Here is a 24896-nt window from a genome sequence, read left to right on the forward strand (position 1 = left end):
ACCATGAAAGCAAGACTGGTAATTTTTCTACTGTGTATAGGGCTTCATGTGGTGGCACAGGATTTAGAAGTACCCACGCTTGAATCGAAAGGAATTCAGGGTAAAGTGAAAAGTATTGAGTGGTACCAATATCAGTTTGTCAACAATCAGGGACTGACTTATGTCAAGAAAGATGTTGAGCAATATGATGATGAAGGAAGGCTGAGTAGTATCATGAGCTTCAATGTTTCCAATAATCAGCAGTACAAGTATGTATACACTTTGGATAAAAAGGGCTTACTCACTGAAATGAAAATTGTGAATCCGTCCAATAATCTGGCGCTTCAAACCACTACTTATGACTATAAGAAAGGTCTGGTTGAAAAGACCACGCAGGTGCAGGGACCTAATACAGTGGAAAAGGTCTATGAGTATGACAACAAGGATCATCTTATTTCTGTGGAGGTGAAGCAGAATGGAACGCTCCAACTTACCGAATACTATGAAGTAGACGAGGAAGGAAGAAGAACCCAGCTGAGTAGAAAAATGCCTGATGAGGAGAATGCCAGTGTCATTTCGACCTATAGTTATGAGATTAAAGATGGTCAGCGCATTACAACTGAAAAACGAAATACTGATCAGGGTGAGTTTGAGATCACCAAATATACCGACCTGAGCAACGAGCGTGATTTATTGGAAGAGACCAAAAAGGTGAGTACGGGTCAGAAGGGACACCAAAACCAACTTTTTGTAGATGATGAGCGAGGTAACTGGATCAAAGCAGAAGTGATAGATGAGCAGTTTGGCCGATCAAGGTTGGTCATCAGAAAGATTATTTATGCTGATGGCACTGAGACGGGGAGAACAGGAATGGAGAGTGCCAAAGACGACCGGGGGCAGTTTATCAGAAAGTATGCGCAGATGCAATTGGCGGTTAACGGCAAAATCGCCAGTAATGGAGCTGCTTATGATATTCCTAATTCTAAAGACAGACTTACTTATGTAGCATCGACCAAAAGCTGGTATCTGCTAAAAGGTTATGATGATAACAGTAATATGACTTCGTGGGGTGAAGCGGAATTGGTTACTGCTGAACCCAATGCGATTGTTTATACATCGGCCGGAAGCTCAGGAGGGATCAATGTCTATAGAAATGGCATAAAACTCACATCAGGAACTACTACTTATAGTAACTACTCGAGCTATGATATTGGTACCAGCTCTGTAGCCTATGTAAGGGGTAATGATAATAAAACCTTTGTGGCTGAGCATGTAGATAAGCTGGAAGATGGAGTAGCTATTGCAGAGCTCACAGGGGAGTCCTATTACTGGGGTAAGGCTACTGATTCTACCTATGTACTTACTGCCTTTGGACGTTCGGTTGGTATAGAAAAGCAATTTGAGGATAAGAGCGGGAATAAGCTCACTTACAACTACACAGGAGGAGTGTATTATTGGTATGCTCTACCCGAATTCAGAAAGCGTTTTAATGAAGGTCAGCCTTCAGATATATTTCCAGCCGACTATCTCATTGATCCGGCAAAGGAAATAAAGGAGAAGAGACTAATCGATATTGATCTAAGTGCTTACCAGTATGATAAGCTGGCCAATGGCAATTATAGATTGAAATCTAAAGATGGACAGACCATTACAACCATTGCTTCCAAGTCAGTTAAGACACCCGATGATCAATTGCTGGTGTATTTCCCCCTTACCAGACAGTACCTGAGAATGGACAGTTTCTATCAGCTGGAAAAGGGAAAGGAACATCTCAGTCAGAATGTGACGGTATTAATAGACAGTGCTGCTTATGCCTACTACATGTACAATGAAGGCAAAAGCATAGTGTTTTATAAGCCGGGTGAACGAATTACCAAACAGCAGTTCGATGCACATAAGCTAGATAATAATAGAAATGTCTATGGTGCTTTGGTCTATGATTCACTCGAAAACAGAAGTTATGGTATGCGTTATGACCTCGATCAACCTGCCACTATGGGAGAGATGAGAAAGCTGCCTTACGCCACCGATAATGTATACTTACTTAAGCTGGAAGCTAATCGTTGGGTAATATTCAGAAAAGGAGAGAAACTTGATAACTATGATTTCAGCAAACTGCGAAACGATAATCAAGAGGTAGTTCACTTTTATAAAGATGAAGAAGGAAAAATCAGGGCCTACCAATTCCCTCATTTTGATGAAGTTGAGCCGGGTAGTTTTATTTATGCCAACCACCTCCAGGTTAAGGAAATTAATGAAATGCTAACGGAACTGGGTATAAATCGTGACCTCAAGATTGAGAAAGACGATGATGCAGTAGACCTCGGCCGTCTTGAGTATAACAAGTCTACACAGGTGTTTTACCTGACCGATGCCAACGGTACTTATATCCAGAATAGACTTAGCTGGTTTAGCAGTTTTGATACAGATCATATGATGGCTTATGACTCGGTTAGTCATTTTCTATATGAAATGACCGGGTATAAGACCAAGGAGATTATTCAGAATGGTAAGGTGAGAGTGCTCATCAGTGATCAGGAGGATGCAGTCATTCATTGGGGAAATAACAGAGCCATGTTGGCAGTTAATGGTGAATTCAGAAATAATGTACACCGTGCGTATGTTACTCAGAATGCCAGTGATGCGGTATGGAAAGAACTTATCTACGATGAGCTGAGTGGAGATACCTATCAGTTTGAGTATCCCAACGACAGTACTTTTAAAGTACTGAAGACCCTTAAGCTTCCAAAGAATGATGAAGCAGCCTATCTGATTAAGATTGGTGATAAATCTTTCAATCTGGTGGCTAAAGGAGAATTGGTAAGGGATGAAAATGCCAAGTCCTACAATTATCAGGGAGATTTGGTACGATTCCATACCACTGAGACCGGGGTGCTTACAGCGTATAGATTCAAAGGGTTTGCAGAAGCAAAAGATCTGACGGTGATCCCGGCAGAAATAGTCCCTACAAATCAGGTGAGACAACTCGCAGAAGATATAAGCAAGTCAGGAAATTAAGATAATCTAAAGGGTAAGCATGACGTTTGATTTAAGGTGCATACAATGAGGTTCTTTTACTGTCATTGATTTACCCTTTTAGGTTGCTTCATCTGACTCCCGGATCCTGCCAGCTCCGGGAGTTGCTTTTTTATTCAAGATGAAAATATGAGGTTGCTTATTTACCGAACTTGTTAATGCGGTAGCTGACGGTAATTCTCACCACCTGCCTCAATAGGGTGGTAGATGAGTTTTCTATGTATTCAGCATTTAAAGAACGATTCTGATCAGAAGCTTGTCGCAATATATCATTGGCGTGAATATTTAAATCCAGCTTCTTCTTTAGAATTTTCTTGCCTACAGAAGCTGACATAATGAACCGGTCGAAGCTGCCCAGGCTACTGACTCCACCATTGTAGGTGTAAGCCATATTGGTGGTAATGTAGAAGTCTTCGGCTATCACCCACTTACCACCCATGCTACCGGTCCATGCAAAGTATTCGCTTCCCTCTTCTTCAGGACTGGAGTTTTGAATAATCGAGTATCTGGGAAGCAGATTCAGGTTGAGATTAAGCTTCTCTGAAAAGTCACTTCTAAACCCTATTCCCAAACCATAAGTCAGGTTTTCAGAAGATTGGATCTGTTCGTTGAGATACTGAGGGTAAAAGGAGTAATCGACTGTGGCACCATAGCTGACATTCAATTTGTCTTTTAGGACCTTACTGGATAAGGAGACATTGATGTTGAAATTCTTAGCACCTGAGATGTTGACAGGTCTGGAATAGCGAACCCCTACAGGAAGGTCAATGCCGTCAGGGCCATTGGTGCCATCACCCACAATGGTATAATTAGTTGTGGCATTTTCGGAGCTGCTGGCCATTGCCTGGATATTAATCCGTCTGGATTTTTCTTCATTATAGGTTTTATAGAAAAAGAGAGACACTGAGTTTCGAAATCCAGAGCTGAGGTCAGGATTGCCTTGCCTGAGAAAGAGGGGATTCGAATTGTCCAGTACATCCTGCAACTGTTCTGCCCGGGGTACGGTCATGGACCTGCTGATACTCAATTGAAGTTGAGAACCCTTGTCAGAGTATCGATAAAAGGAGAGCCCCGGATTGATACCTGTGAATGTATTGTCAGTATCGGAAACTCTTGGGAATTCCTGATCATTCTGAATTCGGGTACTTTTTAGCGTAAGCCGTGGAGCTATATTAATGCCTTTGATCTTGAACGAGTAGTTCATTCTGATACTATTATCCTTGTTCTTGAGCACATATTGACTGGATCGCAAGGGATCTAAGTCGGTGTACTGCTGACTTTGTTCATTAAAATCATAAAGCAGCTGTTCGGTTCTCGACTCCTCCAGTTCATTGGTATAACTAAGGGAAAGACTGGAGTTTTCACCGGTTTTTTCCGTCAGGGCCAGGCTGAAGTTGCGATTGATTCCAATGTCATCAGGATTAGATAGTTGGTCAAAGACCTGTTCTTCGATGGTTCCACCCGTGAACAGGTTGACAGACTTAACAGTATCAGTACCTTCAGCCCGGTTATAGGAATTGGAGAAACTCAGGGAAAGCGTTCTTCCTTCTTTGGCAAACTTGTGTCTCCAGCCAAGCCGGGTATCACTACTCCTGCGTTCGTTCTCCATATATGTCCGGTTACTACTGGAGTTCAGTAGTTCCCCGCCAAGCAGAGTCTCTCCGTTTCGCCAGTTAGAGGTAAACATAGAAGCACTACTCAAAGACTGGCTGAAGGTGTATTGATCTTTGTCAGATGGATTATACCTCACATTGACCGAGCCGTAAATATTGGTGTTGTCGCGCTCCCGTTCCGATTGCTCATTGTAAATACGCCCTTGATCTGACGACTGTATGTATTCCCTGCTGATATCGGACTGGGCAAATGAGTTGTCATTGCTCCACCTGAAAGAACTGCTGATATTCAGTTTATCATTCACTTCTATAGAGTAAGAGCCTCCCAGACCCTGATGACTGCCTATAGTACCTGCATCGCTTGCTTGTAAAGCCATCATTCTTCCTGCTTCTGAGGCACTAAGCTCAATTGGTATTGCAGGCCCTGAAGAGCTACTCATATTATTCCAATCCCCATTGATGCTGTAGCGATGCTTACCACTAAGAAAACTGGTAGAGGCACTGGTGTTGTATCTATTGGGAGGGCTCATGGTCGCTCTTATACTTCCGAAATATCCCTTTTTCTTTTCGGGTTTACTCACCACATTAATGACAGGAGTTCTTTCACCATCATCATGTCCGGTAAATTGAGCGTCTTCTGACTTTTCATCGATCACCTGAATTTTTTTGACAAAGTCAGCAGGCAGCTCCTTGAGTAGTGTTTGAATGGGGAGGTTGAAGAAAGGCTTTCCATCAACTATCATTTTTTCGATTTTCTTACCATTCACCGTAATACTGCCATCGACTACTTCTACGCCCGGCATTTTCTTCAGCAGCTCTTCCAGTTCAGAACCTTCGGGAATGGGATAGGCCGCAGCATTGTATTCTATGGTGTCTTCTTTGATAATCATGTCCACCGCTTCCCCTTCAATGGTCAGATCATCGAGGGTGGTCAGGCTTTCTCGAAGAAATAGCTGTTTCAGGTCTATATTACCCTTAATGTCCAGGGTGTCAGTATAAGCTTCAAATCCTATAAAACTGATGTTAAGCTTATACTGACCCTGGGTAACCTGATTAATCTGAAAAATGCCCAGAGTGTCAGTAACTGCCGAATATATTGCAGAGTCAGCAGTAGACTGTAAGACTACATTGGCGTAAGGAAGAGGGGTTTTGGAAGTACTATCTCTTACTTCTCCCTTCACGCTGAAGGCCTGCCCGAAACCGAGCTGAAGGCTGCTAATGAAAAGGAGAAGAAAGAGTAAGTATCGCATGTGTGTTTTTTATCAAGATAGGTAAACTCTCCTTTTACCTAAATAAATAGTTGTGAAATAATCTTAAATCCTAGGCTTCACAATTCCTCACTAAATGTGCCAATCTAGTCTCCTCTGCCAAATCTCTGACGTATTTGCTGGAATCTTTCCATTCTGTCATTCGGTATGGTTTGCCCTTCTCCAAAACTTCTGATATTAAAAACAAAGGAGAGCATAAAGTATTGTGTGAGCAGTTGTGTTTCATTGTCTTCAATGTAAGAGCCTGTTACACTTCTGGTAATGCTCTGGTTTTGTTTCAATAAATCGAAAACCGAGAATTTGACTTCAGCCTTTTGCTGCAATAGCTTTTTGCCCACTTCCATATTCCAAAGCACAAAGCTTTGGTTGAAACCATCGGAAAGTCCTGAGTTGGCGGTATGATTGACGGTACTTCTGAATACAAAGCCTTCTCCGAAAATCCAGTTGAGGCGGAGGCGGGTAGATTGGTTGAAGTAGTTGGTCGTGTTCTGAGATTGCAAACTATTACTCACTGAGCTGAAGCTTGAATTGCTGGATAGTGTAAAGTCGATTTTTTCGCTGATGTTGCTACTCAGTACCAGTCCCAGTCCTGCTGTTGGAGTTTTGGCGTAATTGAGTTCCTGATTGATTAACTCCGGAGACTGAGAATAGGCCAGAGTAGCCGTGAAGTTCAGGTTAGATTCCAAAAAGCCCAGGGGGAGGCCATAGGATATAAAGCTTCTGAGATTCCAGTAGCCGTCAAGGTTGACTGGTTTGGAATATCTGGCCCCAGGTTGTAAGGTAATACCATCAACAGTGGCTCCATTATTTCCCGCTACAAAAGAGCTGCTGCTGATTCTATTGTCAGAGAAGCTACCACTCAATAGCACAAAGAACACCTGGCTGGTTTCACGATTAATCTGGTTGAAACGGATGGTGGCTGAGTGTTGATAGCTCTGGTCTAACAAAGGGTTACCTGCAGAGATGTTCAACGGATCGGTATTGTTAATTACGTTTTGTAATTGGCTCACACTGGGAGCATCCGTGTTGGCTCTGTATGTAAAGTTGAGGCTTTTCCCATTCTCCATGCGATAGCGATAGACTACTGAGGGAATAAAGTTTTCGAATGTTCTGTCTACTCTGTCTTCGAAAGGGAAAGTCTGATCATTGTCTAAAATGGCCCATTGATAGCTCCCTCTGAAAGTAAGTGTGCCTTTATCGCCTCTGAGGTTATAGCCCAAAGTAGCGTTATGGGAAATATAATCGTTTTCAAAAGTGTTGCTCAATGGAATATTCAGGTCGGTAAAATCGCCTTGCCCTTCATTGAAGTCGAAGGTTTCACGACCTGAATCATTGAACTGATAGGCGTACTGGTAGCTGGCAGATAACTGGCTGCGATCAGTCAGAGGTTCTGTATAGGTGGCATTAGTGTTCAGGCTAAAGCCGGTCGTTTTCTGGTCTCCGAACTGATTTAATGTGATATCCTGTGCTATGCCGGTATAGAAGATGTTTTCTGATAGTAAATAGCTGTCTCCTGAATTCTCATTATGACCAGTATTGAGGTTAATGGAGAAAGTCCTTCCTCTTTTCTCAAAGGCATGTCGGTAGAGGAGGTTGTTGCTGAAACTGAATGCCTCCAGATAAGAAGTATTTTGAGTATAAGCCGAGTTAATCAGGTCAGCGTCTAATCTGGTTTCACCGTTAACGATTCCGGAACCGGAGTTATCCTGAAAAGTGAACCGAGGTCTCATGATGATTGAATTACGATCATCGATGGTATATTCTAATTCACCACTAAAACGGTGATTGATATTGCGACTTGGTGCACTACTGATCTCGCTATATGTCTGTCCTTCATTTCTGGGAAGGGTATATTGTCTGAAGATTGATTCGTTGGCGTTATTATCCGTTTGGTTGAAGAAATAGCTGCCGCTAAACTTCAAGGCTCCCTGATCCTGGTAAGAATAGTTAATACCAAAGGCCTTGGTCTCTGAGATACCTCCCTGCTGGCCTACGAGAAAGTTGGAAGCATTACCTCCGTTGGCAAAACTGCCACCAGCCGCCCCGGCAAACCCACCTCCAGCAAATCCACCGCCACCGCCTCGGGCTCCACCACGGCCACCACCACCTCCTCTGCGACCACCTCCGGCAGTAATGCCCAGCAGATCACTGGTGGAGAAGTTCTGGATGTTCACATTGTTCATTTGGCCCAGTATAGTGGTTCTAGATTTTTCCCGGAAGAGGTTGATGCTACCACCAACATTATAGGTTTCATCGGTTCCTGCTCCTGCATATACATTACCGAACTCCCCATTCCGCATGCTGGCTCGGGTAATGATGTTCAACACTTTCGAGGTTTCTCCATCCATAAAGCCTGTAAACTGTGCCTGATCGCTGGCCTGATCATAGACCTGAATTCTTTCGATGATCTCTGCCGGAAGATTTCGCAGAGCTGCATTGGGATCATCGCCAAAGAATTCGCGCCCATCCACCAGTACTCTTCTTACTGTTTCCCCTTGAGCCTGAACCTGACCATTTTGAATAACCACGCCAGGTAATTTTTCCAATAAGGTTTCTGCAGTAGCATCGGGGTTTACTTTGTAAGCTGCTGCATTAAATTCTGTCGTGTCGCCATTTTGGATGACTCGTTCAGCAAGGCCTTCGACAGTAACATCTCCTAATGACTTGGTGTCGAGAGTCAGAACAATTTGCCCCAAGTCAGTCGAAGCATCGGCCACAGTGAGCTGTTGATTAAAGGTTTTGAAGCCGACAAAGCTAACCTGAAGCTGATATTGGCCATTGGTAACTCCAGTGATTCTGAATTCACCCAGTTCATTGGTAGAGAAGGCCCTTTTAGAGGAGTCTGCCAGTTGGGTAAGTACGACTGTAGCGGATTGTAAAGCCAATTGTTCCGTGCTATCGACAACCGTGCCTTTAACAACCCAGAACTGTGCGGTGGCAGAAAAGCTACCTAGTAGCAGCATCACCGAAATGGATATGACCTTGAGTTTCATCGTGCACTTTAGACTTTAGATGGCATTTAAGGTTTAATTCAGTACTGGGTTTTCGTTTTACAGTTATTATTTATTGAAAAACAATAAATAATTATTATACTTCGAAAAATTTAAAGCAATGAACTGGAACAAGATACTTTATACAATCTGTAAATGGATTGTCGATATCAGTATAGGGTTGGCCGTTATTGCCGTCCTTTTTATGATCTATTACATAGTGACAGGAGCAGATTTTACTATTACTCTGAATTTGCAGGAAGGTGCTATTAGCTTCAATCAAGACCCTGATGTGAAAGTGAGGCCAGAATATTCAAACTATTTTACGGCTGTCACTGCAAGTCCCAATGGTTATGCCATTCAGGTGACACTTGGAGGCTGGCTCATGAAACTTGGTTATGGACTGATGATCGTTGCCGTAGCCATATATGTTTACCTGGCCAATATTTTTGGTCAATTAGTTCGATCGGCAGAGGCAGGAGAGTTCTTCATTAGAGAGAATGTCAAACGACTGAGAATTATCGGTATAGCATTCATCATCATGTCTGTTTCTACTGGTATTATCGACTGGTTTAAACTGGGGATGATGCAGAAGTACTTTGAAGTGGACCATCTGATTAATGGAGCTAGCCATTTCAGTTTAACTCCGGGTTGGTTTGGTAGCATGTTTCTCTTTGGTTTATTCAACCTGATTCTGGCACAAGCTTTTTCACATGGGTTGGGTTTGAAAGAAGAACAGGAGTTAACTATTTGAATCATGGCAATTGTTGTAAACCTTGATGTGATGTTGGCCAAACGCAAAATGCAGAGCAAAGAATTGGCAGAGATAGTCGGAATTACCCTGGCCAACCTTTCCATTCTAAAAACAGGCAAGGCGAAGGCGATAAGATTCAGTACGCTGGAGGCTATTTGTGAGGCTTTGGACTGTCAACCCGGGGATATACTAGAGTATAGTTCTGAATCCCGCTAACATTGTCTTATTTTTGTATTGATGTCGGAATACAGGTTTGATAGAACTGGTTTTGAGGCTTTCAAGGCTGAGGAAAAGTCGAATGACTTGGCATATTGGTCAAAGAAAAATTCCAACGAAAGATTACAGGCTGCATTTTATTTGATATGCTCAGCTTACAATATTGAACCAACCGATTTTCCTAAGATGGATAAATCATCTTTCGAAATGTATAAGAGGCAATGAATAATATTTTCAATCCTGATTTCTTAGAGTTTTGTGAAAGCCTCAATAAATCTGACGTAGAGTATATCTTAGTTGGAGGTTACTCAGTGATATTGCATGGATACCCCAGAACCACGGGTGACTTAGATATTTGGGTGAGGCGCGACCGAGACAATTACAAAAAACTTTTAAGTGCTTTTGATATGTTTAGGTTACCCGTTTTTGATATGACGGAAGATGCATTTTTAGACATTGATCAGTTTGATGTATTCCGATTTGGAAGACCACCAGTTGCTATTGATATTATAACGGAGCTTGCTGGTGTTGACTTTTCTCAATGTTATTCAAAAGCGCTAAAGCGTACATTTGAAGGAGTGACTATACGCTTCCTCGATTTTGAAGATTTAATTAGAGCGAAAACAGCTTCCGGGAGGCCTAAAGATATTAACGATATAGAGAATTTAGAGAAATGAATATCCGTCCAAGAAGAAATAGAAAATCAGCTGCCATTCGTGATTTAGTTCAGGAAACGCAGGTGACTACCGATGACTTTATCTTTCCCCTCTTTCTTTTAGAGGGTACCGATGCCAAAGTGGAGGTTGATTCTATGCCCGGTATTTACAGGTTGGGCATCGAGGTGATGCTGAAGGAAATTGAAACCTGTCTGAAGTTGGGGATCAAGGCTTTTGATGTGTTTCCTGTGGTGCCGGAGCATTATAAGGATCAGACAGCCACCAGGTGCTATGATGAGGGTTTCTTCTATCAGAAGGCGTTGAAGCGAATTAAACAGGAGTTTCCTGAAGCCTGTATTATGACCGATGTAGCGCTTGATCCATACAGCTCTGATGGTCATGATGGTATCGTGGTCGATGGAAAAATTGTCAATGACCGAACGCTGGAAGTGCTGGGTAAACAGGCCCTATCTCAAGCCGCATGCGGTATCGATATTATTGGCCCTTCCGATATGATGGATGGGAGAGTTGGCTACATCCGTGAAGTGCTGGATGAAAATGGATATACAGATGTTTCTATTATGTCTTACACGGCTAAGTATGCCAGTGCTTTTTACGGGCCATTCAGAGATGCTTTGGATTCTGCTCCTAAAAGTGGAGATAAAAAGACTTACCAGATGAATCCGGCTAATCAGCAAGAGGCCTTAATTGAAGCTGATTTAGATACTGATGAGGGTGCTGATTTCCTGATGGTGAAACCGGCTCTGGCTTACCTCGATGTAATTAAGCTTTTAAAGGACCACTATAGTCTGCCCATTGCAGCATACAATGTGAGTGGTGAGTATTCCATGCTCAAGGCTGCCGGTGAAAAGGGTTGGCTCGACTATGAGCGTGTGATGCAGGAAAGCTTACTGAGTATTAAAAGAGCAGGTGCAGATATTATCCTTACCTATCATGCTAAGGAGTTTGCTCAACTGAATGGCCGCTGATTAGGCGACCATTTCTCCTTTACCTAATTGCTTTAACATTCTGGCGTGTTGGTACACCGCAGCCATAAAGGTTCTCTGCGAATTATAAGGCAATCCATATTCCTTGGCTTTGGCCTGTACAATCTTTGAGATTTTCTTGTAGTGTACGTGGCAGATATTTGGGAATAGGTGATGTTCAATCTGATAGTTCAGACCACCTACGAACCATGAGAATATTTTACTATCCGGAGCAAAGTTGGTAGTTGTAAAGAGCTGATGTACTGCCCAGTTATTTTCTACACTACCTGTATTATCCGGAATAGGGAATTCTGAAGTTGGCATCACGTGAGCAGGCTGGAAGATCAAGCCAAGCATCAAGCCTGTGATGAAATGCATGATAAAGAAACCGATCAGAATGATATACCAGGGCGCCTGAATGAAAATCAATGGAAGTACCAGCGCATAAGCATAGTACAATACCTTAGAGATGATGGCTTCAGTCAATACACCACCGAATGACCTCTTCTGGGTTTTCATGAGTCCCATTTTCTTATAGCGAACCAGCTGCTTGAAGTCTTTGGTGGTTAACCAAAGGAAAGTCATCATACCATACAAGAACCAGCCATAAATGTGCTGATGCTTGTGGGCTTTCAGCTTAGGTGCATGAGGCGAAAGTCGCATCAATTTCCCCGGATCAATATCTTCGTCCATACCATCGATATTGGTGAAGGTATGGTGCAATACATTATGTTGAATCTTCCAGATGTAAGAATTGGCCCCAATCATGTTCATGACATAGCTGAGGTACTTATTGACATGCTTGTTGCGGGAATAAGCACCATGATTAGCATCGTGCATAACCGATAAACCAATACCACTTTTTCCGAAGCCCATTAATGTCCACATCAGTAGAACTACCCAGATGTTAGTGACAACACCGGTAAGCATCAATAGATACGGGAGAAAGTAAAGTGAAAACATAAAGATTGTCTTAATGACCATCTTATAGTTTCCATAAGTAGAAATGTTATTGGTTTCGAAATAAGATTTGACTTGTTTTCTCAAATCAGCGATGAACTCCGCCTGATTAGTTTTTGAGAATCGTATTGTTTTGTATTGCATTCCGTAGGTATTCTTTTAGCAAGATATCTTATCGAATCTTAGCATTTGAAATTTATTTCAAGTTTTTACTTAAACGGCTGATCAGAATTAGTGTTATAAATCCTGCTCACGCTCAAGCATTAATACAGAGGATTGTGGTACAATAAAGAGTTTTTCACCCTGATAGACCACTTCAACCGCTCCCTTTTGGAGGAAAATAGCAAGATCACCTTCCTGCGCCTGAAGAGGAACATACTTGATCCTTTCATCACTTTCCTTCCATGGCTCATCTTCATCGGTTGGCATAGGAATCGGGTAACCCGGCCCCACTTTCAGCACAAAACCCGTTTGTACTTTCTCTTTCTCCTGAACACCAGGAGGGAGATACAAACCACTATCTGTTTTATCCGGCTGTTTTTTGGGTCTGATCAGTAACCGATCTCCAACCACAATTAGCTTTCTCAGTCTGTTGTCTGCTGTTAGCTCCATAATGAAAATGATGACAAATATAGTGATAAACCTTCATCAATGCTCAAAGGCTATCTGAGGCTTTTGTTTCTATTTGATTTGAAGGGGAGGGGTTTGACGAAATGGCTATATAAAAACAGCTGGTTGAGACAGCTAATGCTCGTCATGCTGAATTTATTTCAGCATCTCGGTTTAATGGAGACCCTGAAACGAGTTCAGGGTGACGGTCAGTAGATATTTCAACCAGCCGGGTATTCAATTATTTCTTAATAATCAGCTTCTTGGTTTCTATCACATCCATTGTGTTAACACGGATGAGGTAAACACCATCCAGTAAGCTTGATCCATCAAAGTCTATGCTGTAAGTTCTATCTGCTTCAGCCACATCTTCGAAGAGTTGTCCTACGCTGATACCTTGTGAAGTGTAGATGCCTACTCTCACAGGACCGGCCTGCTTTACTTCAAAGGTAATGGTGGTATTACCCCTGGTTGGGTTAGGGTAGGCGCTGACCTTCACCAGCTCAGGTGCTGCTTCAATCAGTTTACTATCGTCAGAGGCATCGTGAGCCTGACCACCGACTGTGTCGTCACTGCTTGTAGTGATTCCGCTGCAACTTCCAAGAGTAGCTCCCTGGGCAAGTAATACTTCTGCTTCTTCTTTACTTACACAAAGTGATACTCCGTTATTGCATATGGTGACATTGCCATCCCACTCTACAACCTGAATGTCGCAACCACCCGGAGTTCCCGGATCATCATTTGAGCAATTAGTCAGGTCGATATTGATATCGCCTTGTTCCCATTCGCTGCAGTAGTTCTTATAGTAGAACCATCCTGATAATCCATAGCTGCCATTCTTATTATTGGCTGCATCACCCAGTTGGAAACCAAACTCCATGTCTGAAGGCATGTGGCTAACCTGAACAATCTTACCTTGGTTGCTACCTTTTCCTTTCAGTCTGCTTTCACCACTTAATGTGAAATAAGTCCAGTCCTGATAATTATTGCCAGCAAGGTTCTTTTCGTCTTTATAGCTTCTGCCGAATGAAGACCATTCTGTCCAATCCATTGAATTTTCAAGGATGAAGTCAATCTCCCACTGGTCATTTGCATTATTCTTGTTCACCAGGAGACCGCTCAAAGTAGCCGTACCATCGTCATATCTCACGAAGTCTCCGGCATCACCATCGAATACATAGTTGGCATTTCCACCATTGTGGAAGTAGTTGCTCAACCACATGGCATGTCCTCCATTGGCGGCCGCAGTAGCTTCACAGCTTGATTCTACTTCAACTACAGGAGGCTCACCTGTTACTACAGAGCATGAGCTTCCGGCACCATCTGTATAGGCAATTACCGTGAATGGTCCGTAGGTTTCACCCAGGATATTAATGGAACATGAGGTATGAATCTCATAGGCAAATCCATTTACTTTCAGGTAAGTCTTAGCTTCCAGTCTGTCATGCTTATCGAAACCTTCAATGAATAGCTCATCACCCGGCTGCACGTTTTCAAACTCATCGAACTTATAGTTCATTTTCTTATTGTAGGCTTTTACCGTGGCACCAGCCGGTCCGTTATAAATCACGGTGAAGTTCATCATTCGGCCTTCGCACTGGCAGTTTCCACTACCTGATGAACCTGAGCCAGAATCATCATCATCGTCATCGTCATCATCATAGTTATTGGAGCCGGATCCCCAGGTAAAGCCACTGGCAGTTCCTCCTGAAGACCAGTATGAAGACCAGGAGCTATTGAAGCCTTTGTAACCTTTGCCATTACCCTTGCCCTTATCATCGTCATCGTCATCAGAGTCATTGCCATGATCATCATCGTCATCATCGTCTGAGTAACCACCACCGTAGTTGTTGTCGTCATCATCGTCATCGGAATATCCGCCTCCGGCACTATCGTCATCATCAGATGTGATATCGTCACCAGTTCCTTCAAAATTGTCCATAGTACAGGTACTACCTTCACCATCTGTGTATTCGATGACTTTGAAAGGTCCTACTTCCATGCCCATGATATCGATAGAGCATGAGGTATGGATCTCATAGTAGGCGCTTCCTACTTTCAGGAATGTCTTAGAGTCAAGTCTTCCTTTATGGTCAAATCCTTCAACTTTCAGCACATCTCCATTCTGAACATTGTAGAATGTTTCAATCTTGTCTGATTTATTTTTTCTGTAGGCTTTAATGGTTGCTCCTGAGAAGCCATTGTAAACCACAGTGAAGTTCTTCATTTTGCCTTCACACTGGCAAGACTCATCGCCTCCATTGTCGCCACCGCCATTGTTTCCGCCACCGTTATTTCCACCACCATTAGAGTTGCCTCCGCCATTGTTGTTTTCGCAGCGCACATCAATTACGTAGACCGTAAAGGTTTCGCTTACTGAACATCCGGCAGCATCAGTTACGATGACTTCATAAGTAGTGGTAACCATAGGAGCTACGACTACTGAGTTGAGGGAAGAACAGGCAATTTCGGTTTCTGGTAACCAGGTATAAGTATAGTCACCATTTCCACCTGTAGCATTAGCTGTCAGTGTTACTGTCTGCTGGCCATAACCCAGATAGATGGTGTGCTCTTCTCCACCCTGACCACCAGGGATTTGAGGAGTAATAGCAGTTTCCAAAGCAAGTGGTGCAGGCTCTGTCAGCGTAACAGTTTCTGAGGCTGAATTACCTTTTTCATCCGTAACCGTTAGGGTGTAAGTTCCGGCAGTAAGACCTGTAATGCTTGTGCCGGTTTCACCATTACTCCATTTGAAGCTCAGGTTACCACAACCACCTTCGACAGTGGCAGTGATTTCACCATCCGCTGCACCATTACAGGTAATGTTGTAATTGTCTATCTGGTTGTAAACCAAAGCATCGAGGTCAATGCTGATTGGTGTCGCTTCGACAGTTACATCGAACGAAGCGGTTACCGTATTTCCAGCTGCATCTGTAGCCGTATAAGTCACTTCTGTTGTACCAACAGGGAAGGAGCTTCCTGGCTGGTGTGAGCTTGTCAATGTCACAGAACAGTTGTCATTAGCTGTAGGGACTGTCCAGATAATAGGTGCATCACAGTTACCATCTGTAGCCTGGTAAACAATGTCCTGAGGTACATTGGTAATGACCGGAGCAATGACATCAACTACAGTAACAATGGCTGTTGCGGTAGCCGTATTTCCTGAAGCATCAGTACCTGTTAGGGTAACTGTGTTTTCACCCAGATCATTACAGTCAAAGTTCAACGGGCTCAGGCTTAAGTTAAGTGAGCAGTTATCGTAAGAACCGTTATTAATATCATTAATGCTGATAGAGGCTTGTCCATTTGCATCGAGGTAAACCGTGGCATCCTTGGCCATCACTGTTGGAGCGATGTTGTCTGCAACTGTTACAGTAACCGTAGTGCTTGAAGTGTTTCCAGCGGCATCAGTCACTGTCAGGGTTACTTCGTTTTCACCCAAATCAGAACAATCAAAGTTAAACTTGTCTACGCTGAGTGTTGGGGTGCCACAATTGTCATAGCTTCCGCCATCTACCTGGTTGGCTGAAATTGAAGCATTGCCATTGGCATCCACATGAACTGTGATATCCTGACCGATGGCTGTTGGTGCTACATTGTCTTCTACTTCAACAGTAAAGCTGAATGTGGTTATGTTTTGTCCATCAGTTGCTGTCCATGTTACCTGGGTAGTTCCTATGTTGAAGGATACTCCTGAAAGGTCGCTACCGGTTCCGGTTGTTGCTCCGCTAAGCGCATAGCTCAGGGTTACTTCTGAACAGAAGGTATCAGATACACCCGGATTGAATTCATTACCCTGAACGGTGTAGCTGCAATTGTCATCTGTATATTTCACCACAGTACTACCATTGGTGATTTCAGTGGTTTCATTGTTGCCACCTCCCGAGCCAATAGTGGCATCGAAGCCAAACCAGTGGTTTTCACCAGATTCCTGAACCATGGATTTACCGATTACCTGACCTGCCAGGTTATTGCTGCTCACTTTATTCAAATGAGCGTAAGGTGCAAACAGGGTACCGATCACAGAACCATTGCCCTGAATTTGCAGGTAGGTAGTATTATAGAAGTTGTAGAGGATGTATGGGGATACATGTTCTCCGATTCCGCCCGTATTAAATACATTCCAATTAAAGTTGCCTGGTTGATCAACATTGATGATTAACACCTTGTCAGCACTTGGCTGGTTGTTGAAAGTAAAGACAGAAACATTGTTCAGGTCGCTTCCACTCACATTCAACACATTCAATCCATCATGCAGGTTAATCTTCACCTGATTTGGCAGGTTGGTATTGCTGATTGGATTGCCATTAGGATCTGTCAGATCGGCATTGTTGGCCAGTTGACTCATGGCCTGAGCATTGGCTTCCATTTGACTAAAGGCAGACTGGAAGTCGATCAGGTTTGATTCGAATATCGGGTTATTCTGAGCATCCACTCCAAGCTGCTGTGCATTGGCCTGCAGGTGAAGTCTTGGTGTACTGTTGTAATTGTTGTCTTTAGTTACACGGATGGGAGAGTAGGCTCCGTTCATATCCTGATACCAGACTTTAGAGTTGTTAGCTTCTCCAATTTTCACATAACCGTTTTGGTTAATCTGAAGAGCATTACCACCTGTATAGTTTACCTGGCCACCTACTACAAGTGTAACAGGTACATTATTTACTTCAAAGCTTCCGATACTATTGACAGATACCTGATAGTTACCATCGATTGTCAGGTTTCCTCCTAGTGCGACAGCACCTTCAGTTTCATTACTCTTGAAAGTAACATCTTCTTTGATGAAGACATTGAAGCCCATAGCCGGAGCTGTTGGATTTCCAATACCATTAGAACCCGTGCCGGTTGAGGTTACAGGGTTGGTCCATACAGGAACCGATGGGTCAATAATGAATACTTCGACCTCAGAAGTAGTTTGATTTCCATTGGTGTCTGTTGCTGTCACCGTAATGGTGTTGCTTCCGAGGGAGCTACAATCGAAGTCTGTCTGACTGATGTCTATGTTAACATTACCGCAATTTTCTCCGGTGATGCTGGTTACAATCTGCGATTGAGTAATGCTGATAGTTCCATCTTCTCCCAATTCTACATTGAGTGTTTCAACGGTCTCAATTACAGGAGCAATATTGTCAATTACTGTTACGACTGCCGTTGCAGAGGCCGTATTGCCACTGTTATCAGTACCGGTAAGCGTTACCGTATTTTCACCGACCATTGAGCAATCGAAGCTCAGCTGATTAAGGCTCAGTGTAAGTGAGCAGTTATCAGAAGAACCATTGTCAATGTCTGCGATAGTGATGGATGCATTACCGTTCTGATCAAGATAAACGGTGGTGTTCTGAGTGATCACGGTTGGGGTAATCACATCATTTACAGTCACTATAACTGAAGTGCTTGAGGTATTTCCAGAAGCATCGGTTACAGTCAGTGTTACAGTGTTTTCTCCAAGGTCAGCACAATCGAATTGGTCTTTATCAATTTGAATAGAACTGATGCCGCAGTTGTCATAGCTTCCATTATTGATTTGATCTGCATTGATGGAAGCTTCTCCATTAGCATCAAGACTGATGCTGATGTTTTGTCCAACAGCTATCGGAGCTGCATTGTCTACAACAGTAACTGTAGAAGTAGCAGTCGAAACATTACCATTGGTATCAGTCACCGTGATGGTCACCGTATTATCACCCAAATCACCACAACCGAACTCAGTCTGGCTGAGCTCAACAGAGGCAATACCGCAGTTGTCAGAGAAAGACTCAATGATCTGTTCCTGAGAGATAGAAAGCTCACCATTCTCATCGATGTAAGCCGTAAGGTCTTTAGCTACAACAGTAGGGAGGATGTTATCCACCACAGTCACGGTAGCGGTAGCAGAGGCCGTGTTGCCACTGTTATCAGTACCGGTAAGCGTCACCGTATTTTCACCGACCATAGAACAGTCGAAGCTCAGTTGATCAAGGCTCAGGGTAAGAGAGCAGTTATCAGAAGAACCATTGTCAATGTCTTGAATGGTAATGGAAGCATTACCGTTTTCATCGAGGTACACTGTAGCATCCTGAGCAATGACAGTAGGAGCAGCATTGTCAGCGATAGTTACTACAAAAGTCTTTTCAGTAAAGTTACCGTTCACGTCAGTGACGGTAAGGGTAACATTGTTTTCACCGATATCAGAACAGTCGAAGCTGGTTTTGCTCAACACTTTAGACTGGATGTTACAGTTGTCAGAGCTTGAAACCTCAGCCTGAGACAGGGTAAGAGTAGCATTACCGGAAGCATCAAGATCAAGGGCCACATCCTGTACTTCTACTTCAGGAGCTCTGTTATCCACCACAGTTACAATGGCAGTAGCTGTAGTAGCATTACCCTTGGCATCTTTGACAGTGATGGTCACTGTGTTGTCACCAATGTTAGAACAGTTGAAAGTAGTTTTAGAAGTGACAATGGAAGTGATCTTACAGTTGTCTTTGGTACAAGAAGTGAACTGAGAGACATCACTGGTTACCACAAAGTCAGAGTAATCAACAGGTACGGAAGTGGAAGTAGTAGTTGTACCACCAAGTCCACCAGTCAGGCCACCACCTAAGCCACCGCCCAGGCCTCCACCTAAACCACCTCCACCTAAACCACCTCCACCGGTAGAACCACCAGTTTCGATAACAGCGTCTTCACAGATATAGAGCACATCTTTATCGTGGATTTTAGCATTACCATTCTCATCCAGATACACTGTAATGTTCTGAGGCTGGACTACAGGAGCCAGGTTGTCATAAACATTAACAGTAGCAGTCTTGGTCGCTACGTTACCAGCACCGTCAGTAACGATAAGGGTCACAGTGTTAGCTCCAATGTTAGAGCAATCGAAGTTCTTTTTAGAGACATCCAGTGTAATGGTACCACAAGCATCATAAGAGTTGTTGTTAACCATTTCAGGAGTCAGGACAGCGTTACCGTTAGCATCGAGGTAAAGGTTGGCTGTTTTAGTCTGAGCAACAGGCTTAGTGTTGTCAACGATGGTTACTACTGTTGTAGCCGTAGTAGAGTTACCACTCTGGTCAGTTACAGTAATGGTGATGGTGTTCTGTCCTGCATCATCACAAGAGAAAGTAATCTTGCTCAAAGTGATGTTGGTGATGGTACAGTTATCAGAAGTACAGTTAGCCTCAAAGATCATCTCCTCATCACCTTCACCCGGAACAGGCTGAGGCATAGAGATACCAGTAGAAGAACAGTTCAATACCAATACATCATTAGGAGTAATGGTTACTGATCCACCAGAAATGATCTTGGTAACATTCTTAGTCACCACAGTAGGAGCGATGTTATCGACAACAGTAACTGTAGAAGTAGCAGTCGAAACATTACCATTGGTATCGGTCACCGTGATGGTCACTGTATTATCACCCAAATCACCACAACCAAACTCAGTCTGGCTGAGCTCAACAGAGGCAATACCACAGTTATCAGAGAAAGACTCAATGATCTGTTCCTGAGAGATAGAAAGCTCACCATTCTCATCGATGTAAGCTGTAAGGTCTTTGGCTACAACAGTAGGGAGGATGTTATCCACCACAGTCACGGTAGCAGTAGCAGAGGCCGTGTTGCCACTGGCATCAGTACCGGTAAGCGTCACCGTATTTTCACCGACCATAGAACAGTCGAAGCTCAGCTGGTCAAGGCTCAGGGTAAGAGAGCAGTTGTCAGAAGAACCATTGTCAATGTCTTGAATGGTAATGGAAGCATTACCGTTTTCATCGAGGTATACTGTAGCATCCTGAGCAATGACAGAAGGAGCAGCATTGTCAGCGATAGTGACTACAAAAGACTTTTCAGTAACGTTACCGTTCACGTCAGTGACGGTAAGGGTAATATTATTTTCACCGATATCAGAACAGTCGAAGCTGGTTTTGCTCAACACTTTAGACTGGATATTACAGTTGTCAGAGCTTGAAACCTCAACCTGAGACAGGGTAAGAGTAGCATTACCGGAAGCATCAAGATTAAGAGCCACATTCTGTACTTCTACTTCAGGAGCTCTGTTGTCCACCACAGTTACAATGGCAGTAGCCGTAGTAGCATTACCCTTGGCATCTTTGACAGTGATGGTCACTGTGTTGTCACCAATGTTAGAACAGTTGAAAGTAGTTTTAGAAGTGACAATGGAAGTGATCTTACAGTTGTCTTTAGTACAAGAGGTGAACTGAGAGACATCACTGGTTACCACAAAGTCAGAATACTCAACAGGAGTAGAAGTAGTAGTAGTGGTTGTACCACCAAGTCCACCAGTCAGGCCACCACCTAAGCCACCGCCCAGGCCTCCACCTAAACCACCTCCACCTAAACCACCTCCACCGGTAGAACCACCAGTTTCGATAACAGCGTCTTCACAGATATAGAGCACATCTTTATCGTGGATTTTAGCATTACCATTCTCATCCAGATACACTGTAATGTTCTGAGGCTGGACTACAGGAGCCAGGTTGTCATAAACATTAACAGTAGCAGTCTTGGTCGCTACGTTACCAGCACCGTCAGTAACGATAAGGGTCACAGTGTTAGCTCCAATGTTAGAGCAATCGAAGTTCTTTTTAGAGACATCCAGTGTAATGGTACCACAAGCATCATAAGAGTTGTTGTTAACCATTTCAGGAGTCAGGACAGCGTTACCGTTAGCATCGAGGTAAAGGTTGGCTGTTTTAGTCTGAGCAACAGGCTTAGTGTTGTCAACGATGGTTACTACTGTTGTAGCCGTAGTAGAGTTACCACTCTGGTCAGTTACAGTAATGGTGATGGTGTTCTGTCCTGCATCATCACAAGAGAAAGTAGTCTTGCTCAAAGTGATGTTGGTGATGGTACAGTTATCAGAAGTACAGTTAGCCTCAAAGATCATCTCCTCATCACCTTCACCCGGAACAGGCTGAGGCATAGAGATACCAGTAGAAGAACAGTTCAATACCAATACATCATTAGGAGTAATGGTTACTGATCCACCAGAAATGATCTTGGTAACATTCTTAGTCACCACAGTAGGAGCGATGTTATCGACAACAGTAACTGTAGAAGTAGCAGTCGAAACATTACCATTGGTATCGGTCACCGTGATGGTCACTGTATTATCACCCAAATCACCACAACCAAACTCAGTCTGGCTGAGCTCAACAGAGGCAATACCACAGTTATCAGAGAAAGACTCAATGATCTGTTCCTGAGAGATAGAAAGCTCACCATTCTCATCGATGTAAGCTGTAAGGTCTTTGGCTACAACAGTAGGGAGGATGTTATCCACCACAGTCACGGTAGCAGTAGCAGAGGCCGTGTTGCCACTGGCATCAGTACCGGTAAGCGTCACCGTATTTTCACCGACCATAGAACAGTCGAAGCTCAGCTGGTCAAGGCTCAGGGTAAGAGAGCAGTTGTCAGAAGAACCATTGTCAATGTCTTGAATGGTAATGGAAGCATTACCGTTTTCATCGAGGTATACTGTAGCATCCTGAGCAATGACAGAAGGAGCAGCATTGTCAGCGATAGTGACTACAAAAGACTTTTCAGTAACGTTACCGTTCACGTCAGTGACGGTAAGGGTAATATTATTTTCACCGATATCAGAACAGTCGAAGTTGGTTTTGCTCAACACTTTAGACTGGATATTACAGTTGTCAGAGCTTGAAACCTCAACCTGAGACAGGGTAAGAGTAGCATTACCGGAAGCATCAAGATTAAGAGCCACATTCTGTACTTCTACTTCAGGAGCTCTGTTGTCCACCACAGTTACAATGGCAGTAGCTGTAGTAGCATTACCCTTGGCATCTTTGACAGTAATGGTCACTGTGTTGTCACCAATGTTAGAGCAGTTGAAAGTAGTTTTAGAAGTGACAATGGAAGTGATCTTACAGTTGTCTTTAGTACAAGAGGTGAACTGAGAGACGTCACTGGTTACCACAAAGTCAGAGTAATCAACAGGTACGGAAGTGGAAGTAGTAGTTGTACCACCAAGTCCACCAGTCAGGCCTCCACCTAAACCACCTCCACCGGTAGAACCACCAGTTTCGATAACAGCGTCTTCACAGATATAGAGCACATCTTTATCGTGGATTTTAGCATTACCATTCTCATCCAGATAAACCATGATGTTCTGCGGTTGAACAGCAGGACCAAGGTTATCTATTACAGTAACTACAGCAGTTTCAGTGTCAGTATTACCAGCCTGATCTCTTACAATTAAAGTAACCGTGTTATTGCCGATATCAGAGCAATTGAATGTCGTTTTAGAAAGCTCCATTTCGATATCGCCACATGAGTCGGAAGAGCCGTTGTCGATCATTTCAGGAGTAATCACTACCTGACCATCTGCATCGAGATAAGCAGTAATGTTTTTGGTTTCAGCTGTTGGAGCTGAGTAATCAACTATAGTCACTACAGCGGTAGCAGTAGTAGAGTTACCGCTTTGATCAGTCACTGTAATGGTTACTGTATTTTCTCCTACCTCGCTACAAGTGAATGTTGCCTTGTCAAGTTCATAATTGACAATCGAGCAGTTATCATAAGTACAATTGGCTTCAAAGAAGATAGATTCATCACCAATACCTGGAACTGGTTCCGGAACTGAAATCCCTGTTGAACTACAGTTCATGATCAAAATGTCCTGAGGTGTAATAGTGACCGCACCACCTGAGGTAATCACCTTGGTGATGTTTTTAGTAGCAACAACAGGGGCAATGTTGTCTTCTACTGTCACGGAAATTTCCTGAGTACAAGTGTTGCCTTCTTCATCGGTAGCTGTAATGATTACGGTGTTAGTTCCCAAATCAGCACAGCTAAAGTCTACCTGGCTTGCAGAATAAGTAACCTGGCCAACAGGCAGTTCAGATTTCTCTCCACAGAAATTACCTTCACCATCTGTATAGCTGGTTACAGTAAATGCACCATAGACATTGCCGATGATTTGCTCGGAGCAAGAGGTGTGTACATTGTACAATTCACCATCATTCAGTTGAATGTAAGTTTTAGGGCCTAGTCGGCCTTTGAAATCAAAACCCTCTACAGTGATGGACTGTCCATTCTGAACATTGGTAAATGATTCGATCAGATTGTTGTTTTCATCGTAGGCATTCACAGTCACTCCAGACTCACCTTCATAGGTAAAGGAGAAGTTCTGCATTTTACCATTACACTGACAGTCTGCAATATCTTCGGGGCCGCAATTGGTTAAATCAAGGTTGAAGTCACCCTGATGGAAATTAACACCATCCCATGAATAAGAGAACCAACCTGAAAGGCCGTATTTAGTGTTTTTGTTGTTGGCTGCATTGCCCACCTGGAAACCATAATGGTAGTTGGATGGCATATGGCTCAGCTCTATGCTTTTACCAGTATTATCAGCTAAACCGATGATTTGACTGGTTTGATTGGGATCTATAATGTAATAGTTCCAGTCATTGTAATTGCTGCCTGTCAGGCCTTTTTCGTCTTTATAGCTTCTTCCGAGTGCACTCCACTCTGACCAACTCATTTTGTTTGACAGATAAACTACAACCTCCCATTTATCTGAACTATTGTTGGTATTGATTAGCGTGCCTGATAGCATAGCGCTTCCATCTTCGAACTCATCGAATTGGGCACCATCTTCGTAAATAAAATCTGTAGAACTTCCAGGGAAGGGGTTAACACTTAACCACATGGCGTGGCCATCTCCTTCAGCAGCAACAGGTGTACAAGCGCCATCATCTTCGAAACAATCGAAGTTGAATTGGCTCATATCTAAAGTGGCCTCTCCATCAGCATTCAGATAGAGGGTTTGATCTTGAGCCATCGCCTGATGACTCCAATTAGTTAAGG

Annotated in this window: 10 protein-coding genes; 5 read left to right on the forward strand and 5 right to left on the reverse strand. The window is 43.3% G+C overall.

Annotated elements, in window-relative coordinates:
• Window positions 1–3: 3 nt before the first annotated feature.
• Entirely contained in the window at window positions 4–2997 is a 2994-nt protein-coding gene (locus tag ACOOEY_RS14135) for a hypothetical protein (RefSeq protein WP_420385371.1), read from the forward strand.
• 157 nt (window positions 2998–3154) lie between these two features.
• Here ACOOEY_RS14135 and ACOOEY_RS14140 read toward each other — a convergent pair whose 3' ends face one another.
• Window positions 3155–5878 (reverse strand): outer membrane beta-barrel protein, encoded by a 2724-nt coding sequence (locus tag ACOOEY_RS14140; RefSeq protein WP_420385372.1) that lies wholly within the window; start codon window positions 5876–5878, stop codon window positions 3155–3157.
• A gap of 104 nt (window positions 5879–5982) precedes the next feature.
• Window positions 5983–8889 (reverse strand): outer membrane beta-barrel protein, encoded by a 2907-nt coding sequence (locus tag ACOOEY_RS14145; RefSeq protein ID WP_420385373.1) that lies wholly within the window; start codon window positions 8887–8889, stop codon window positions 5983–5985.
• A gap of 118 nt (window positions 8890–9007) precedes the next feature.
• Here ACOOEY_RS14145 and ACOOEY_RS14150 point away from each other — a divergent pair, with 118 nt between their 5' ends.
• The 4 genes from ACOOEY_RS14150 (at window position 9008) to hemB (ending at window position 11501) form a co-directional block, all read left to right on the forward strand.
• On the forward strand, window positions 9008–9640 hold the full coding sequence (locus ACOOEY_RS14150; RefSeq protein ID WP_420385374.1) for a DUF2975 domain-containing protein: 633 nt from the start codon (window positions 9008–9010) through the stop codon (window positions 9638–9640).
• A 3-nt stretch (window positions 9641–9643) separates the two neighbouring features.
• Complete coding sequence (locus ACOOEY_RS14155; protein WP_420385375.1) at window positions 9644–9856, forward strand: helix-turn-helix domain-containing protein; 213 nt, start codon at window positions 9644–9646, stop codon at window positions 9854–9856.
• Between the two features lie 221 nt (window positions 9857–10077).
• A complete protein-coding gene (locus tag ACOOEY_RS14160) occupies window positions 10078–10533 on the forward strand; it encodes a DUF6036 family nucleotidyltransferase (protein WP_420385376.1) in 456 nt (151 codons plus the stop codon).
• Window positions 10530–11501, forward strand: a complete 972-nt coding sequence (hemB, locus tag ACOOEY_RS14165; RefSeq protein ID WP_420385377.1) for a porphobilinogen synthase — start codon at window positions 10530–10532, stop codon at window positions 11499–11501. Before ACOOEY_RS14160 ends, hemB begins: the two co-directional genes overlap by 4 nt.
• Here hemB and ACOOEY_RS14170 read toward each other — a convergent pair whose 3' ends face one another.
• The 3 genes from ACOOEY_RS14170 to ACOOEY_RS14180 all read right to left on the reverse strand — a co-directional run bounded on the left by ACOOEY_RS14170 (window position 11502) and on the right by ACOOEY_RS14180 (window position 24870).
• Entirely contained in the window at window positions 11502–12602 is a 1101-nt protein-coding gene (locus ACOOEY_RS14170; protein ID WP_420385378.1) for a fatty acid desaturase family protein, read from the reverse strand.
• A 93-nt stretch (window positions 12603–12695) separates the two neighbouring features.
• The gene (locus ACOOEY_RS14175; protein WP_420385379.1) at window positions 12696–13070 is read right to left on the reverse strand and encodes a co-chaperone GroES; all 375 of its coding nucleotides are present in this window, start codon (window positions 13068–13070) and stop codon (window positions 12696–12698) included.
• 238 nt (window positions 13071–13308) lie between these two features.
• Complete coding sequence (locus ACOOEY_RS14180) at window positions 13309–24870, reverse strand: collagen-binding domain-containing protein (protein WP_420385380.1); 11562 nt, start codon at window positions 24868–24870, stop codon at window positions 13309–13311.
• Window positions 24871–24896 lie beyond the last annotated feature (26 nt).

Origin of the sequence: Roseivirga sp., assembly GCF_965216855.1 — a bacterium.
Classification (GTDB): Bacteria; Bacteroidota; Bacteroidia; order Cytophagales; family Cyclobacteriaceae; genus Roseivirga.